9 protein-coding genes are annotated in these 15,094 nt (G+C 72.1%); 6 read left to right on the forward strand and 3 right to left on the reverse strand.

Annotated features, from left to right (window positions below; genetic code table 11):
• Window positions 1–765: an aliphatic sulfonate ABC transporter permease SsuC gene (ssuC, locus tag J2X20_RS06770; RefSeq protein WP_409034137.1), complete on the forward strand. Its 765-nt coding sequence runs from the start codon at window positions 1–3 to the stop codon at window positions 763–765.
• 2 nt (window positions 766–767) lie between these two features.
• Window positions 768–1,559, forward strand: coding sequence for an ATP-binding cassette domain-containing protein (locus J2X20_RS06775; RefSeq protein ID WP_310262642.1), 792 nt, complete (start codon window positions 768–770; stop codon window positions 1,557–1,559).
• On the opposite strand, the gene J2X20_RS06780 is transcribed toward J2X20_RS06775, so the two are convergent.
• Window positions 1,482–2,408, reverse strand: coding sequence for a CPBP family intramembrane glutamic endopeptidase (locus J2X20_RS06780; RefSeq protein ID WP_310262645.1), 927 nt, complete (start codon window positions 2,406–2,408; stop codon window positions 1,482–1,484). The two genes, J2X20_RS06775 and J2X20_RS06780, sit on opposite strands and share 78 nt — an antisense overlap.
• Before the next feature lie 124 nt (window positions 2,409–2,532).
• Here J2X20_RS06780 and J2X20_RS06785 point away from each other — a divergent pair, with 124 nt between their 5' ends.
• Complete coding sequence (locus J2X20_RS06785) at window positions 2,533–3,501, forward strand: hypothetical protein (protein WP_310262647.1); 969 nt, start codon at window positions 2,533–2,535, stop codon at window positions 3,499–3,501.
• Between the two features lie 6 nt (window positions 3,502–3,507).
• On the opposite strand, the gene J2X20_RS06790 is transcribed toward J2X20_RS06785, so the two are convergent.
• On the reverse strand, window positions 3,508–4,773 hold the full coding sequence (locus J2X20_RS06790) for a M20/M25/M40 family metallo-hydrolase (RefSeq protein WP_310262650.1): 1,266 nt from the start codon (window positions 4,771–4,773) through the stop codon (window positions 3,508–3,510).
• Between the two features lie 101 nt (window positions 4,774–4,874).
• On the opposite strand from J2X20_RS06790, the gene J2X20_RS06795 reads away from it, so the two are divergent.
• From J2X20_RS06795 to J2X20_RS06805, 3 genes are all read left to right on the forward strand, one after another.
• Window positions 4,875–5,792 (forward strand): LysR substrate-binding domain-containing protein, encoded by a 918-nt coding sequence (locus J2X20_RS06795; protein ID WP_310262652.1) that lies wholly within the window; start codon window positions 4,875–4,877, stop codon window positions 5,790–5,792.
• A gap of 45 nt (window positions 5,793–5,837) precedes the next feature.
• Window positions 5,838–6,176: a thioredoxin domain-containing protein gene (locus tag J2X20_RS06800; protein WP_310262655.1), complete on the forward strand. Its 339-nt coding sequence runs from the start codon at window positions 5,838–5,840 to the stop codon at window positions 6,174–6,176.
• A 156-nt stretch (window positions 6,177–6,332) separates the two neighbouring features.
• Window positions 6,333–14,831 (forward strand): GH36-type glycosyl hydrolase domain-containing protein, encoded by an 8,499-nt coding sequence (locus J2X20_RS06805; RefSeq protein WP_310262656.1) that lies wholly within the window; start codon window positions 6,333–6,335, stop codon window positions 14,829–14,831.
• Between the two features lie 52 nt (window positions 14,832–14,883).
• On the opposite strand, the gene J2X20_RS06810 is transcribed toward J2X20_RS06805, so the two are convergent.
• Window positions 14,884–15,087: a hypothetical protein gene (locus tag J2X20_RS06810; protein WP_310262659.1), complete on the reverse strand. Its 204-nt coding sequence runs from the start codon at window positions 15,085–15,087 to the stop codon at window positions 14,884–14,886.
• Window positions 15,088–15,094: the final 7 nt, after the last annotated feature.

Genomic DNA, 15,094 nt, shown 5'->3' on the forward strand with positions numbered 1-15,094 from the left:
ATGCTGAAGCGCCTCACCCCCTGGCTGCTGCCCGCGGCCATCCTGGTCGCCTGGGAGATCGCCTCACGCAGCGGCCTGCTGTCCGCGCGCATCCTGCCCGAGCCTGCCGCCGTGCTGGCTGCCTTCTGGCAGCTGCTGCGCTCGGGCGAGCTGGCGCATCACGTCGGCGTCAGCGCGGCGCGGGCCTTCTCGGCCCTGGCCATCGGCGGTGGCCTGGGCCTGCTGCTGGGACTGCTGACGGGCACGTGGAAACACGCCGAAGCCCTGCTGGACACCACGCTGCAGATGCTGCGCAATATCCCGGCCCTGGCCCTGATCCCGCTGGTCATCCTGTGGTTCGGCATCGACGAGGCCGCCAAGCTGGTGCTGGTCGCGGTGGGCGTGTTCTTCCCCGTCTACCTGAACACCTTCCACGGCATCCGCAACGTCGACCGCGACCTCATCGAGATGGCACGCAGCTATGGCCTCAACGGCTTCCAGCTGTACCGCCAGGTCATCCTGCCCGGCGCCCTGCCTTCCATCCTCGTCGGCCTGCGCTTCTCGCTGGGCCTGATGTGGGTGCTGCTCATCGTCGCCGAGACACTGTCGGCCCAGGCCGGCATCGGCTATCTGACCATGAATGCCCGCGAGTTCCTGCAGACCGACATCGTGCTGGTCGGCATCCTGCTCTACGCCGTGCTCGGCAAGCTGGCCGACGTCGTGGCGCGCGGGCTGGAGAAGGCCTGGCTGCCCTGGCACAAAGGCTATGCCGAGCAAGGAGGCTGACCATGTGGCTCACCGAATACGACGCCCCCGTGCTGCCGCGTGAACCGGTCGTTGAGGCCTCATCACCCACGCGCAAGGCTTCCAACGGCCTGGCGCTCAAGCTGAGCGGCGTCAGCAAATCCTATGGCTCACGCCATGTGCTGGAGCAGCTGGACCTGAATGTCGCGCCCGGAGAATTCGTCGCCCTGGTGGGCCGCAGCGGCTGCGGCAAGAGCACGCTGCTGCGCCTCATCGCCGGCCTGGACGCACCGACCGCCGGCCGCATCGAAGCCGGTGTGGCCGAGGAGCGCCGGCTGATGTTCCAGGACGCGCGCCTGCTGCCGTGGAAGCGCGTCGTCGACAACGTCGCCCTCGGCCTCGAAGGCCGCGATGCCCGCGACCGCGCGCTGGAAGCCCTGTCCCAGGTCGGCCTCGCCGGCCGCGGCGGCGACTGGCCCGCCACGCTGTCAGGCGGCCAGCGCCAGCGCGTGGCGCTGGCCCGCGCCCTCGTGCACCGGCCGCGCCTGCTGCTGCTGGACGAGCCGCTGGGCGCGCTCGACGCGCTGACGCGGCTGGAGATGCACCGCCTCATCGAGCAGCTGTGGCGCCACCACGGCTTCACCGCCCTGCTCGTGACCCACGATGTCGCCGAGGCCGTGGCCCTGGCCGACCGCGTGCTGCTGATCGATCGCGGCGGCATCGCGCTGGACGCGACGGTGGCTCTGCCACGGCCGCGCTCACGCACGGCGGCGGGGTTTGCCGAGCTGGAGGAGAGGGTGCTGCGGCATATCGTCGGCAACGGCGCGACCGTCTGAGCGGGCTTTGCCCGCCATGCCCTTCCAGCGCCAGAGCAGCAATACCGCCGCCGCGTCTGCAACGACGGCCAGGACGCTCGCCTCGGGACCGAAGGCGCCACCGCTGAGCCATGGCGGCACGTCCAGCAGATGCGGCTGCCACCACCCGGCCTGGGCCAGGCCACTGACGTCGAAACCCAGCACGCCGCCCTGCATCCAGTTCCAGCCGAAATGGATGCCGATCGGCAGAGCGAGGCTGCCGGTGCGCAGCCAGGCCAGGCCGAGCAGGATGGCGCCCAGGCCGTTGTCCAGGGTCGCCAGCAGCAGGCTGCTGCCGTCCATGCCGGGATTGCCCAGATGCGCAGCGGCAAACAGCGCTCCCGCCAGCAGCAAGGCCGCGGGGGCGCCAAGGCCGTCCACCAGGCGCTGGAACACGAAGCCGCGGAACAGCAGTTCCTCCAGCGTCGCCACCCAGGTGAAGCACCAGATTCCATAGCCCAGGGCCGCCCATCCGCGTGCCGGATCGAGCTCGAAGCGCACGCCGCCGGCCAGCAGCATCAAGGCCGCGACGGCCAGCATCTGGGCCACGCCGAAGGAGATGCCGCCCAGCAGCTGGCGCCACCAGCCTGCATCCAGGGCCAGTCCCACGGCAGCCAGGCGCTGGCGCCGCAGCCGCATGCAGACCCAGGTCACCGCCAACAGAAAGACGACGGGCAGGGGCAACAGCCAGGACTTGGTGACACCGAGCTGTTGCAGGCCCTGCGACACGGGCCGATACAGCCACTGGCTGACCAGGAAGACGGCGGCGAACAGGAGGATCCACCAACCGCTGCGCAGCTGGCCCTGGTCATTGCGTAGCAGCTTGTTCACATCCATGTCCGTGGCTCGGTGGGATGGAGGCATTCTGCAAAGGCTGCCCGGGCGGGGACAAGGCTGGAGCGACGAACTGCAGCAGGGGCGGACAGGCCGCACGGCCGCGCCCCACAATGCCGGCATGATGAAGCTCGCGTTCACCTCCTGCATGCTGCAGCAGCGCTTCGAGAGCCAGCCGGTCTGGAGCCGCATCCAGGCCCTGGATCCCGACTATCTGGTGCTGCTCGGCAATGCCATCCACCTGGACATTGACGCCACGCCAAGCCGCATGTCCCCCGGCGAATTCGCCGCCCATGCCCATGGCCTCTATCGCAGCCAGCTCGCCGTGCCCGAGTTCGACGCCCTGCTGCGCCACATGGTCGCCAAGGGCGGCCGCCGCGTGTTCGCGATCTGGGGCGAGCACGACTTTCTCTGGCATGAGGCGGCAGGCGCCGACATCGTCCACAACGCCGAGCATGCCGCCAAGCTAGAACCCAGCCGCGTGTTGTTCCAGCTTTTCCAGCAGGCCCTGGTGGGCGTCGGCAGCTTCCCGGCGCAGCTCGACGACATCACGCCGCCGACGCCGCCCGAGACGGCACCCCTGCACGAATCCCTGCCGCTGGGCGACGACGTCTGGCTGCACCTGACCGACGGCCGCAGCCAGCGCACCGGAACCTGGCTGGTGCCTCAGGACCAGCGCGCCCTGCTCGGCCTGTCCCAGCTCGACGCCCTCGCCACGGCCATCGCGACGACGGCGCCAGGCACCCTGCACCTGGTGGCGAGCGCGTCGACGAGTGCGGACTGGCAGGACTACCCGCGTGAATGGACGGCGCTGGGCGACATCGCCGCTCGCCACCGCCTGCTGATGCTCAGCGGCGGCCTGCAGCGCAATGCCTTTGCCTCGCATATCGAGGCCCCGGGCTGGCCTTTGCACGAAACCACCTCATCCGGTGCCGCCGTTCGGGATGCCGTCCTCTACGGCGCCGAGGTCGAGAACTTCGCCCTGGCTGAGATCGAGGCGGCCGACGTCCGCATCCGCTTCTTCGACCGTCATGGCGAGGCGCTACCGCGTCGTATCGGGCGCGAGGCTTGGAATCTCGCCGCGGCCTGAGGCGCCCTACTTCACGGCGCTGCCCGACATCTCCATGATCAGCCGCGTCACCAGATAGAGCCGCGGCGGGATGGAGCGGATGTCGACGTATTCGGCATCGTTGGAATGGGCGCCAAAGCCCGTCAGGCCCAGGCCTTCGATCACCGGGCCGCGCGCCCGCAGCGCCGCGAAGGCGGCGTCCGTGCCACCGCCCGTGGCCACCTCGGCCACCTGCATGGGCAGGCCCAGCTCCGCATAGATGGCCTGGGCGCGTTTGGCCAGCGCGCGCGAGGCCTCGGTAGCCTCCAGCGGCGGGCGGCGCAGCTCGAACTTGAGCTGGACCTTGGCCTCCGGCAGGCGCCTGTGCTGCACACGGCGCTGCAGTTCCTTCTCCAGGCGCTCGAAGTCCGCCACGCGCAAGGCGCGCGCGTCGGCCTGGGCCGTCGCCTGCGCCGGGATGACGTTGCGGTTGGTGCCGGCCTGGGCCACGGTCCAGTTCAGCTTCAGGCCCGTGCCCGGCTCGGACAGGTCCTGCATCTGCAGCAACTGGTGGGCCAGCTCCGTCAGCGCGTTGACGCCGCCCTCGGGCCGGGCGCCGGCATGCGAGGAGCGGCCCTCCACGCTCAGATAGGCCGAGCCAATGCCGCTGGTCGCCAGCCGCACACCCCCTTGGGCGCCGGCGCCTTCGAAGGACAGCGTCATGTCCTGCTCGGCCGCGGTGCGGGTGATGGTGGCGCGCGAACCGGGCGAGCTGATCTCCTCGTCGCCGTTGATCAAGACCGTCAGCGTGCCGTAGTCGTCGATGCCCGCCTTCTGCAGCAGCGCGATCGCATGCAGGATGGTGGCCACGCCCTGCTTGTCGTCGGCGACGGCCAGCCCGTAGGCGCGGTCGCCGTCGATGCGAAAAGGCTGGTCCTTCAGCATGCCCTTCAGATAGACCGTGTCCATGTGGGCGATCAGCAGCAGCTTGTTGCTGCCCCGGCCCTTGAACTGCGCCTTGACCATCTGGCCCTGGCGCTCCGGCGTGTCTTCCATGCGGTAGACCTCGCCGGGTTCGATCATCGACACCTCGCCGCCCAGCGCCTTCAGCTTGCCGGCGATGAGGCCGGCCAGCGCGGCCAGGCCGTCCAGGTCACGGCTGCCGGACTCGATCTCGACCAGGGCCCGCAGGGTCTCCAGCAGCGCGGGCTGCTCCTGCCTGGCCAGCTCCTGCAGTTGCTGGGACGTGGGGGCGGCCTGGGCCAGGGAAGCCATCAGCAACGCGGCGGCGGCGATCAAGGGACGGACTTGCATGTCGAGGAGTAGCGAGCTGGGACCGGGCGGACTGTGCCAGCGACGCTGCGCGGCGCCCATCGACAAGTTTTCCCCACCCTATGCAGTGATGTAATAGTCCAATGCGCTTCCGCTCGCCGTCGCTGGCCGAACTCCATGCCTTCGCCGCCGTGGCCGAGCTGGGCAGCTTCTCGGCGGCCGCCCAGGCCCTGTCCGTCACACAGGGTGCCGTCAGCCGCGCGGTGCAGCGCCTGGAGACGGAACTGGGCCTGGCGCTGCTGGCGCGCGGCGGCGCCCAGGTCAGGCCGACGCCGCATGGCGCGGACTATCTGGCCCGCATCAGGCCAGCCCTGGACATGCTGGAAAGCGCCGTGCCCCTGGCGGCCGCCACCGCCGGCCCCTCGCTGCGCATCGCGCCCGTGCCCTCGCTGTACGCGCGCTGGCTGGTGCCGCGCCTGCCGGCCCTGCAAGCCCAGCATCCCCAGCTCCAGCTCGAGTTCCGCCGCTGGCGCCACGACGACGGCTTCGAGCGCGACGACGTCGACTGCTGGATCAACCCCAAGCCGAGCGTGCACAGCCGCTGGCCCGAGGGCGTCGTTGCGCAATACCTGCTTGGGCGCGAGCTGGTCGCCGTGTGTCGCCCTTCCCGCGCCGCGCGGCTCAGCCGGCCGCAGGATGTCCTGCAGCACCCGCTGCTGCATCACAGCGCCCATCCCGGCGACTGGTCGCTCTGGCTCAAGGCCCAGGGCGTGCAGGCCGCCCGGCCCCGGCTGGCCTCGGGCTTCGACCTGGCCGCCGCGCTGATCGAGGCCGTCGTCGCCGACATGGGCATCGCCGTCGTGCAGCTCTGCCTCATCGAAAGGGAGCTGGCCGCGGGACAGCTCGTCCTGCCCTTCAGCGGCTGGGTGTCGTCGGGCCGCGGCTTCTACCTTTGCCGACGGGCGGACCGGGAAGCTTCGTCCGAGCAGCACAGCTTCGCCCAATGGGCGGTGGCCGGGAGCCGGCACTGGCGGCGCCAGGCCCTGGCCGCGCTCGACTGACGGCATGCCGGCGAGGGACTTGCCGGCCATGGCACCATGGCGCCCATGTCCCTTCACGTCGCCTGCCTTTGCGCCGCCTGGTGCCGCACCTGCGAGTCCTACCAGCAAGTCTTCGAAGCCGCCTGCGCGGAGCTGCCGCAGGCCGGTCTGCAGGTGCGCTGGATCGACATCGAGGACGAGGCCGAGCTGATCGGCGACCTGGACATCGAAACCTTCCCGACGCTGCTGATCGCGGATGACGCGCACGTTCGCTTCGCCGGGCCGCTGACGCCCCAGCCTGAGACGCTCAAGCGCGTGCTGCGCGCCCATCTGGCAGACGCGCGACCCATGGCGGTCGACGAGGCCTATATCGAACTCGCCTCACGCCTTCGCAACCAGGCTTGAGTCTGGCCAAACGCCCTATCCGAGCGGATCGCAGCCGGCGCGTTTCACGATGCGGCAGAACCAGCGTTTTTCATGGGGGACGCGTAGGACTGCGCCGACAGAGACACGCGACGCAAGCCGCTGTGCCGACAAGGCCTCGACACCCAAAGTCGAAGCATGTCCGCACCCCCGCAACATCCCCCGCATGACCTGACGCCCGCCGGCGCTGCGCAAGCCTTCATCCGCCTGGCCAGCGGCACCGAGGCCGCGGCGGCGCCGGTGCGCGCCGTGCAGTTCGGTGCCGAGCGTTTTGCCGAGCATGGCCGCAGTCTCGCCGCCGCCCAGCGCGTTGACGACCCGCGCCATCAACCGCGCCCCTTCTCACCGCGGCTGCGCAGCAATCTGCAGGTCTGGGCGGCCGCGCTGGGCGTGCTGTCGGAAGAAGGCCTGCAGGCGGACATCGACCCCGCCCACGCCTGGCTGCTGGACAACGCCCGCATCGTGCAGCAGCAGCTCGACGAGGTGCTGCACGACCTGCCGCGCAGCTATTTCCAGCGCCTGCCGCGCCTGGCCGATGAGCCCCTGCAAGGCCTGCCACGCGTCTACGGCGTCGCCTGGGCCTGGGTCGCCCACGCCGACAGCTCGCTGGACCTGACGCTGCTGCATCACTTCCTGACCGGTCACCATGACGTCCAGGCGTTGACGCTGCGCGAGCTCTGGGCCCTGCCCTCGACGCTGCGCGTCGTGCTGGTGGAGAACCTGCGCCGCCTGGCCGAGCGCGCCGCCTGGCGTCATCTGGCGCGCCGTGCTGCCCAGGGCCTGTTCGAGGCCCTGCCGCATCTGGATGCCGCCGCCGCGCGCAGCCAGCTGCAGCAGTGGCAGTCGGCCTGGCCGCGCGATCCCGCCATCGTCGCCCTGGCCCTGCGCCTGCATGAGCGCATGACCGACCGCGCCCTGGGCCAGCCCGAGCAGCGCGATGCCGACGATTCCCCCTGGGCCGCCGTGAGCGCCTGGCTGGCCGAGGTGCTGCCCGACCCCGCCGCCGCCCAGGCCACCGAGCAGGCCGAAAGTGCGGCCGACCACCAGAGCATCCGCAATGCCATCGGCAGCCTGCGCAACCTCGGCGCGGCCAACTGGGCCGGCCTGTTCGAGGCCGTGCACCCGACGCTGCGCGCCCTGGGCCGCATCGACGTCTACCGCCAGGAGCACGAGGCCACGCGCGACATGGCCATGCATGCCATCGAGGCCCTGACCGAGCGCCACAAGGTGCCCGAGGCCGACGTGGCCCAGGTGCTGCGCCTGCTGTGCAACGACCCCGACTGGGCCGACGACGCCGAGGAGCGCGCACCGCTGTACTGGCTGTCGGGCGCGGGCCGCGGGCGGCTGCTGAGCGAGCTGCGCCTCAAGCCCACGGCCGGCGAGCGCTTTGCCGCGGCCCTGCGCCGCCACCGGGTTGTCCTCTACCTGGCCAGCCTGGCGGCCTTGCTCGGCCTGTGCGAGCTGACGCTGCTGATGCTGGGCCTGCCGCCTGGTGTGGGCTGGCCCATGGTGGTGGCCGCCGTGCTGCTGTCACTGTTGCCGGCCAGCGAGGCCGTCGTCGCCCTGGCCAACCGCCTCATCAGCGAATGCGCGCCGCCGGCACTGCTGCCGCGCCTGACCTGGCCGCAGGGCATTCCAGCGGCGGCGCGCAGCCTCGTCGTCATCCCCTGCATGTTGACCCGGCCCAAGGGCATCGCGACGCTGCTGGCCCAACTCGAGCGCCACCACCTGGCCAACCTGGAGGCCGAGGCGCAGTTCGCCCTGCTCAGCGACTGGACCGATGCCAAGGCCGAGCACCTGCCCCAGGATGCCGCCCTGCTCGCCCAGGCCCGCGCCGGCATCGAGGCCCTCAACCAGCGGCATGGCGTGGCCTGCGACGGCCGCCCGCGCTTCCTGCTGCTGCACCGCGAGCGGCGCTGGAGCGAGACCGAGCAACGCTGGATAGGCTGGGAGCGCAAGCGCGGCAAGACCGAGACGCTGGCGGCCCTGCTGGCCGGCCAGGCCGCGGACACCCTGCCCGATCGCTTCGTCGACCTCGGCGAGCTGTCCGTGCCGGCGCCTGGCATCCGCCACATCGTCACGCTGGACGCCGACACCGCCCTGCCCCCCGGCGCCCTGCGCGAGCTGGTCGCCATCGCCGCCCATCCACTGAACCGCCCGCGCCTGGGCACCTCGGCCAGCGGCGCCGTCACCGTCGTGCGCGGCCACGGCATGCTGCAGCCGCGCGTGGCCACGCCGCTGGCCACGGCTGCCGGCAGCTCCACGGTGCACGGCACCTGGTTCCACAGCCTGTTCGCCGGCCAGCCGGGGCTGGACCCCTACAGCGCCGCCAGCTCCGAGGTCTACCAGGACCTGTTTGACGAAGGCAGCGCTGCCGGCAAGGGCGTCATCGACGTGCAGGCGGCGGCCCGGGTACTGGCCCATCGCCTGCCCGAGGGCCAGGTCTTGAGCCACGATCTGCTGGAAGGCTCGCTGATGCGCTGCGCCGGCATCAGCGATGTCGTCCTGGTCGAGCCCGCGCCCATGCATGCCGACGTGGCCGCCTCACGCATCCACCGCTGGACGCGCGGCGACTGGCAGTTGCTGCCCTTCCTCGGCCACCCGCGCCGCTGGGGCCTGCACGGCATCCACATCTGGAAGATGCTGGACAACCTGCGCCGCTCCCTGGTCGCGCCGGCCTCCTTGCTGCTGCTGGTGACGTCGTGGATGGGCCTGGGCCTGGCACCGGCCTGGGCCCTGGGCCTGGTGGCCGCCGCCTTCGGGGCCGGGCCGCTGATGGGGGCCCTGGCCGCCTGCGCGCCGTCGGGCGAGCGCATCTCGCTGCCGCGTTTTTATCGCCAGGCCGCCATCGAGCTGGGCCGCGCCATCGGCGGCACCGCCTGGCATCTGGCCATGCTGCCTGCGGCGAGCTGGCTCAGCGCGGACGCCATCGTGCGCGCGCTCTGGCGCCAGCGCGTCAGCCACCAGCACCTGCTGGAGTGGACGACGGCCGACGCCGCCGAGGCCGCGGCCCGCACCGACTGGAAGTCGATGTGGCGCCAGCACCGGCGCCTGACCTTCGCCAGCGGCGTGCTGGCCCTGCTGCTGATGACGCCGGCCCTCATCGGTCGCCCGGTCGACTGGGACCTCGCCCTGCCCCTGCTCGTGGCCTGGGCCCTGTCGCCGCTGTGGATAGGCCTGGCCAGCCGGCCGCGCCCCCGCCCGCGCCGCGAGGCCATCAACGACGACGATCGCCAGTACCTGCTCAGCGTGGCGCGCGACACCTGGCGCTGGTTCGAGCGCTGGGTCACCCAGGACGACAACGACCTGCCGCCCGACAACGTGCAGTTCGACCCCGACATCGCCGTCGCCCACCGCACCTCGCCCACCAATATCGGCCTGTACCTGCTGTCGGCCTGCTGCGCGCGCGAGTTCGGCTGGCTGCATGACGTGGGCCTGGCCGAGCGCATCGGCCGCACCCTGGACACCCTGGACAAGCTGCCCCGCCACCGCGGCCACTTCTACAACTGGATCGACACCCAGCGCCTGGCCGTGCTGGAGCCGCCCTATGTCTCGGCGGTGGACAGCGGCAATCTCTGCGCCCACCTGCTCGTCGTCGCCGCGGCCTGCGAGGGCTATGCGCAGGGTGGCGAAGGCATGCCGCCGCCGCCCGCCGTGGCTGAAGCGCTGAACGCCGTGGCCGCGCGCGCCCGCGCCCTCGCGCTGGCCCACGACTTCAGCTGGCTCTACGACCCGCAGCGCCGCCTGCTGCACATCGGCGCCGTCGCGGCCGTCGGATCCGAACCCGGCACCGAGAGGCTGGACCAGAACCACTACGACCTGCTGGCCTCCGAAGCCCGCCTGGCCAGCCTCGTCGCCATTGCCAAGGGCGACCTGCCGGCCACGCATTGGGGCGCCCTGGGCCGGCCCTTCTTCTCGCGCGGCCGCGTCACCGGGCTGAAGAGCTGGTCGGGCTCGATGTTCGAGATGCTGATGCCTTCGCTGGTGCTGGACGAGCCCACCGGCAGCGCCCTGGCCGAGGCGTCGCGGGCAGCCGTCATGGAGCAGATCCGCGCCGGCCGCGCGGCCGGCCTGCCCTGGGGCGTGTCCGAGAGCGCCTATGCCAAGCGCGATCACAGCCTGGCTTACCAGTACGGCCCGCAAGGTGTGGCCAGCCTGGCCCTGCGCGACACACCGCCCGAAGAAATGGTCATCGCGCCTTATGCCAGCCTGATGGCGACCATGGTGATGCCGCGCGCGGCCGTCGCCAATCTGCGTGCCCTGCAGGCCCTGGGGGCGCGGCACGATGGCGGCTTCATGGAGGCCCTGGATTACACCCTCGGCCGCCAGCCCGAGGCCACGGCCGAAACGCGCCCGGCCGGGCGGCGCTTCGAGCGCATCGGTACGACCATGGCCCATCACCATGGCATGTCCCTGGTCGCGCTGACCGAAGTGCTGTGCGGCGGCGCGCCGCAGCGCTGGGCCGACGCCGAACCACGCCTGTGCGCGGTGCGCTGGCTGCTGCACGAGCGCGCGCCGCACAAGGTCGCGCCGCTGCGCGAGCCGCCACCCCAACCCAGGCGCAGCGCGCCGCGCAAGGCCCGCATCTCCCTGGTCGTGCCCGAACTGCATGGCCGCGCCCTGCCCGCCACCGCCTGGCTGGGCCACGGCAAGCTCAGCGCCATGGTCCGCGAGCATGGTGGCGGCACCCTGGTCTGGGGCGAACCGGGCAGCCAGGTGCTGGTGAGCCGCTGGCGCGACGACCTCGCCCAGGATCTGCTCGGCCACCACCTGCATCTGCGCGACCTCGACCTGCACTGGAACGGCGCGCCCGAGACCAGCCCCTGGCGTTCCCTCACGCTGCGGCCCACGCCCGGCCCGCAATGGCGCTATGGCTGCCGGCTGCACCCGGCCAGCGCCCAGTTCACCGCAGAGGGCGAGGAACTGCATGCCCATACCGAGGCCTGGGTGGCGGTGGAGGACGATGTCGAGCTGCGCCGCATCACGTTGCGCAACCTCGCCCACCGGCCGCGGCGCCTGGCCCTGGTCTCGAGCTTCGAGCCCGTGCTCGCGCCCGCCAAGGCTGACCTGGCCCACCCGGCCTTCGGCAAGCTCTTCCTGCAGGCGCGCTGGGAGCCCGGCCAGCAGGCCCTCTACTGGCAGCGCCTGCCGCGCGGCCACAAGGAGCAGCCCCTGCATGCCGTGCACGCCCTGGTAGGTGTGGAGTTGGACGGCGGCGCGCGTCTGGACCAGGTGCGCGCCGGCGCCGACCGTGCCCACTGGCTGGCTCGCGGCGGCACGCCCGGCCAGCCCGGCGGCGTCATTGCGCACGCCGGCGTGCAGACCCTGCTCGGCACCGACGTGGCCGGCCTCAACACCGAGGCCGGCATGCTGGACACCGGCAACGATCCCATTTCCCTGCTGCACCTGGTGCTGACGCTGCCACCCGGCGCGCGCGTGACGCTGACGCTGGCGACGGCCGCCGCCCGCGAGCCCCAGACTCTCAACCATCTGCTGGACAAGCTGCGCCAGCCGGCCCTGTGTGAACGCGCCCTGACCCTGGCCCACACCATGGCCGGCGTGCGCACCCAGGGCGCGGCGCTGGCGCCGGGGGCCTGGCGCGCCGGCCTGACGCTGCAGACCCTGCTGACCTCGCAGGTCGCGCGCGAGAGCCTGCCTCTGCCCGAGACCGGCTATGAGCGCGACGCGCTGTGGCGCCATGGCATCTCGGGCGACGATCCCATCATCCTGATCCGCGTGGCCGATGCCACCGGCGTCGTCATGGTGCGCGAGCTCTGCGCCCTGCTGCAGGCCCAGGGCAGCCCGCTGCCGGTGGACGTCGTCGTGCTGGATGCCGAGCCGCCGTCCTATTTGGCGCCGGTGTCGCGCGCGCTGCGCTCGCTGGCCGAACAGCAGGTCCATGGCCGCTGCCGCGTGCATGTGCTGTCGGACGAGACCGTCGGGCCGGACACGCGCTTCGCGCTCAACCTGCTGGCTCGCGTGCGCTGGTTCGCCGACGGCCGGCCGCTGGCCCAGCAGCTCGAGCGCCTGCCCATCAACCACGAGCAGGCCGCCAAGGCCAGGCGCGGGGCTGGCGCGACGCTGGTGTCCAGCCTGGCCGCGGCGCCCAACGCCCAAGCCCCGGCCAGCCATTTCGACGACACCAGCGGCGCCTGCCACTTCGAGCTGGGCGAACGCAGCCAGCCGGCACGGCCGTGGATCAACGTCATCGCCAACGAGAACTTCGGCTGCCAGGTGTCCGAACGCGGCGCCGGCATGGCCTGGGCCGGCAACAGCCGCCTGCACCAGATCACCCCGTGGTCCAACGACGCCCTGCTGGACTCGCCCGGCGAGTGGCTGATGCTGCATTGTCTGAGCAGCGGCAAGGTCTGGCTGCTGGGCCGCTGCAGCCCACGCCAGAGCGTCGCCCATCTGCCGGGCGCCACGGCCATGGCCTTCCAGCTGCCCGGCATGGTGGTGCGCCTGCGCTGGACCGTGGACGCCGCGCACGCCGTCAAGCAATGCCAGGTGGAGCTGCACGCCGCGCCGGGCAAGCCGCCACGCCTCATGCGCCTGCTGGCGGCCGCGCAATGGCAGCTGGGCATGGACAGCAGCGCGCGGCGCAGCGTCGTGACCCGGCTTGAGGCCCCGCAGGGCGATGGACCGCTGCTGGCCCTGGCCACCCAGGCCGATGGCCTCAATGGCTTTGGCGGCCACACCGCCTGGATGACCCTGCGCCCGACCCGCGAGGGCGATGCCATGGCCGACGAGGTCGGCAATCTCACGACCGACGAGGCGCTGTGGCCCTGGCCGGCCGACGCCGGCTTCACGCCCGACCTGAACCGTCCCCGCCCCTGGACGGCCGCCATCGAGGCCAGCGGCGACCGCCGCCTGTTGTTCGACGACGAAGGCCGCCTCGTCATGCCGCATGCGCTGGATGGCCAGGCCGGTCCCGCCACCGACCCCGCGGCCCTGCTGGCCGTGCCCATCCGCCTGGAAGCCGGCCATGCCTGGCATGGCACGGTGCTGCTCGGCCATGCGCCCAGCCTCGCGGCCGCGCGTGAACAGGCCGCCCAGGCCTGGGCGGCTGACCCGCTGCGCCGCTTGGCGGCACAGCGCGCGGTCTGGCGCAAGCTCAGCCAGCCGGTGCAGGTGGAGACGCCCGACCCGGCCTTCGACGCCCTGGTCAACCACTGGCTGCCGGCCCAGGTGCTGGGCTGCCGCATCTGGGCGCGTGCCGGCTTCTATCAGGCCGGCGGCGCCTTCGGCTTCCGCGACCAGTTGCAGGACGCCATGTCCCTGGTCCAGCACGCCCCCGAGCGCCTGGCCGCGCAGATCCGCCTCCACGCGGCCCACCAGTTCCCGCCCGGCGATGTGCAGCATTGGTGGCATGAGCCGGCGGGTGCCGGCGTGCGCACGCATTTCGCCGACGACCGGCTCTGGCTGGCCCTGGCCCTGGCCCTGTATGTCGAGCGCACCGCCGACACCTCGCTGGCCGACGAGATGGTGCCCTTCCTGCAGGGCCGCCCTGTGCCCGAAGGCGCCGAAGACGTCTACGAGGTGCCCGCCATCAGCGACGAGAGCGCCAGCATCTACGAGCATGCGGCGCGCTCCATCGACGTCAGCCTGCCCGTTGGCGCGCACGGCCTGCCGCTGTTCGGCACCGGCGACTGGAACGACGGCATGAACCGCGTCGGCGCCGAAGGACGCGGCGAATCGGTGTGGATGGGCTTTTTCCTTTGCGCCGTCATCGATGCGCTGCATCCCCTGGCCATCGCCCGCGGCGAGCAGGCCCGCGCCGCGCGCTGGCGCCAGGCCCGCGACAAGCTGGCCAAGGCCCTGGACACCGAAGCCTGGGACGGCCGCTGGTACCGCCGCGGCTGGTTCGACGACGGCAGCGTGCTGGGCACCCACAGCGACACGGAATGCCGCATCGACCTCATCGTGCAAGCCTGGGCCGTGCTGACCGGCGCCGCCGAGGCTGACCGCGCCCGCCTGGCCCTGGACAGCGCCTGGCGCGAACTGCATGACCGCGATGCCCATCTGCTGCGCCTGCTGTGGCCGCCGCTGAAGGACCACCAGCCCGAGGCCGGCTACATCCAGGCCTACCCGGGCGGCGTGCGCGAGAACGGCGGCCAGTACAACCACGCGGCCACCTGGGCGCTGATGGCCAGCGCCAAGCTGGGCCAGGCGGAGCGCGCCTGGGCAGCCTTCACCGCCATCAGCCCGGCCCACCGCGGCGCCCATGGTGCGGCCTACGGACTGGAGCCCTTTGCCGTGGCCGGCGACATCGAGACCGCGGCGCCTCACGCCGGGCGGGGAGGCTGGAGCTGGTATACCGGCGCCGCCGGCTGGCTGCTGCGCGCGGCCACCGAGTCGCTGTGCGGCGTGAAGCTGGCCGACGGCATGCTGCGCGTCCAACCCTGCCTGCCACCGCACTGGCCCCAGGCCCGGGTGCGGCTGCAGCAGCAGGGTCGCCGCATCGAAGTGCTGCTGCAGCGCGCGCCGCTGGGCGCCGGCATCGCCCCGCCGCCCGGCTATCGGACGCTGGCGCCGGGTGCCACGCTGGCCTTGGGCGACCAGGCGGGCGACGTGCTGCTGTGGGTGCCCATCACCGAGACGCCGGCCCGCCGGCCCGAGCCGGCGACGACGTTCTGAAAGCGCAATGAAAAGCGGCCCCAAGGGGCCGCTGTCTGGAAGGCCGGCAGGTTTACACAGTGACGCTCAGCACCGCCGCGATGAGGACGCTGCCCAGCACGACGGTGGTGAACAGGCGGTCGCCGATGGCCGAGTCCAGCGCCTCCAGCGAGCACAGCATGCGCAATCGGCGGTCGGACAGGGTCCGGCACTGGCGCAGATGGACGCCCAGGCTGTCCAGGTGCTGACGCAGCAGATGATCGGTGGCGCGGGACATGGTGACC

It is taken from the genome of Roseateles saccharophilus, assembly GCF_031458095.1.
GTDB lineage: Bacteria > Pseudomonadota > Gammaproteobacteria > Burkholderiales > Burkholderiaceae_C > Pelomonas > Pelomonas saccharophila_A.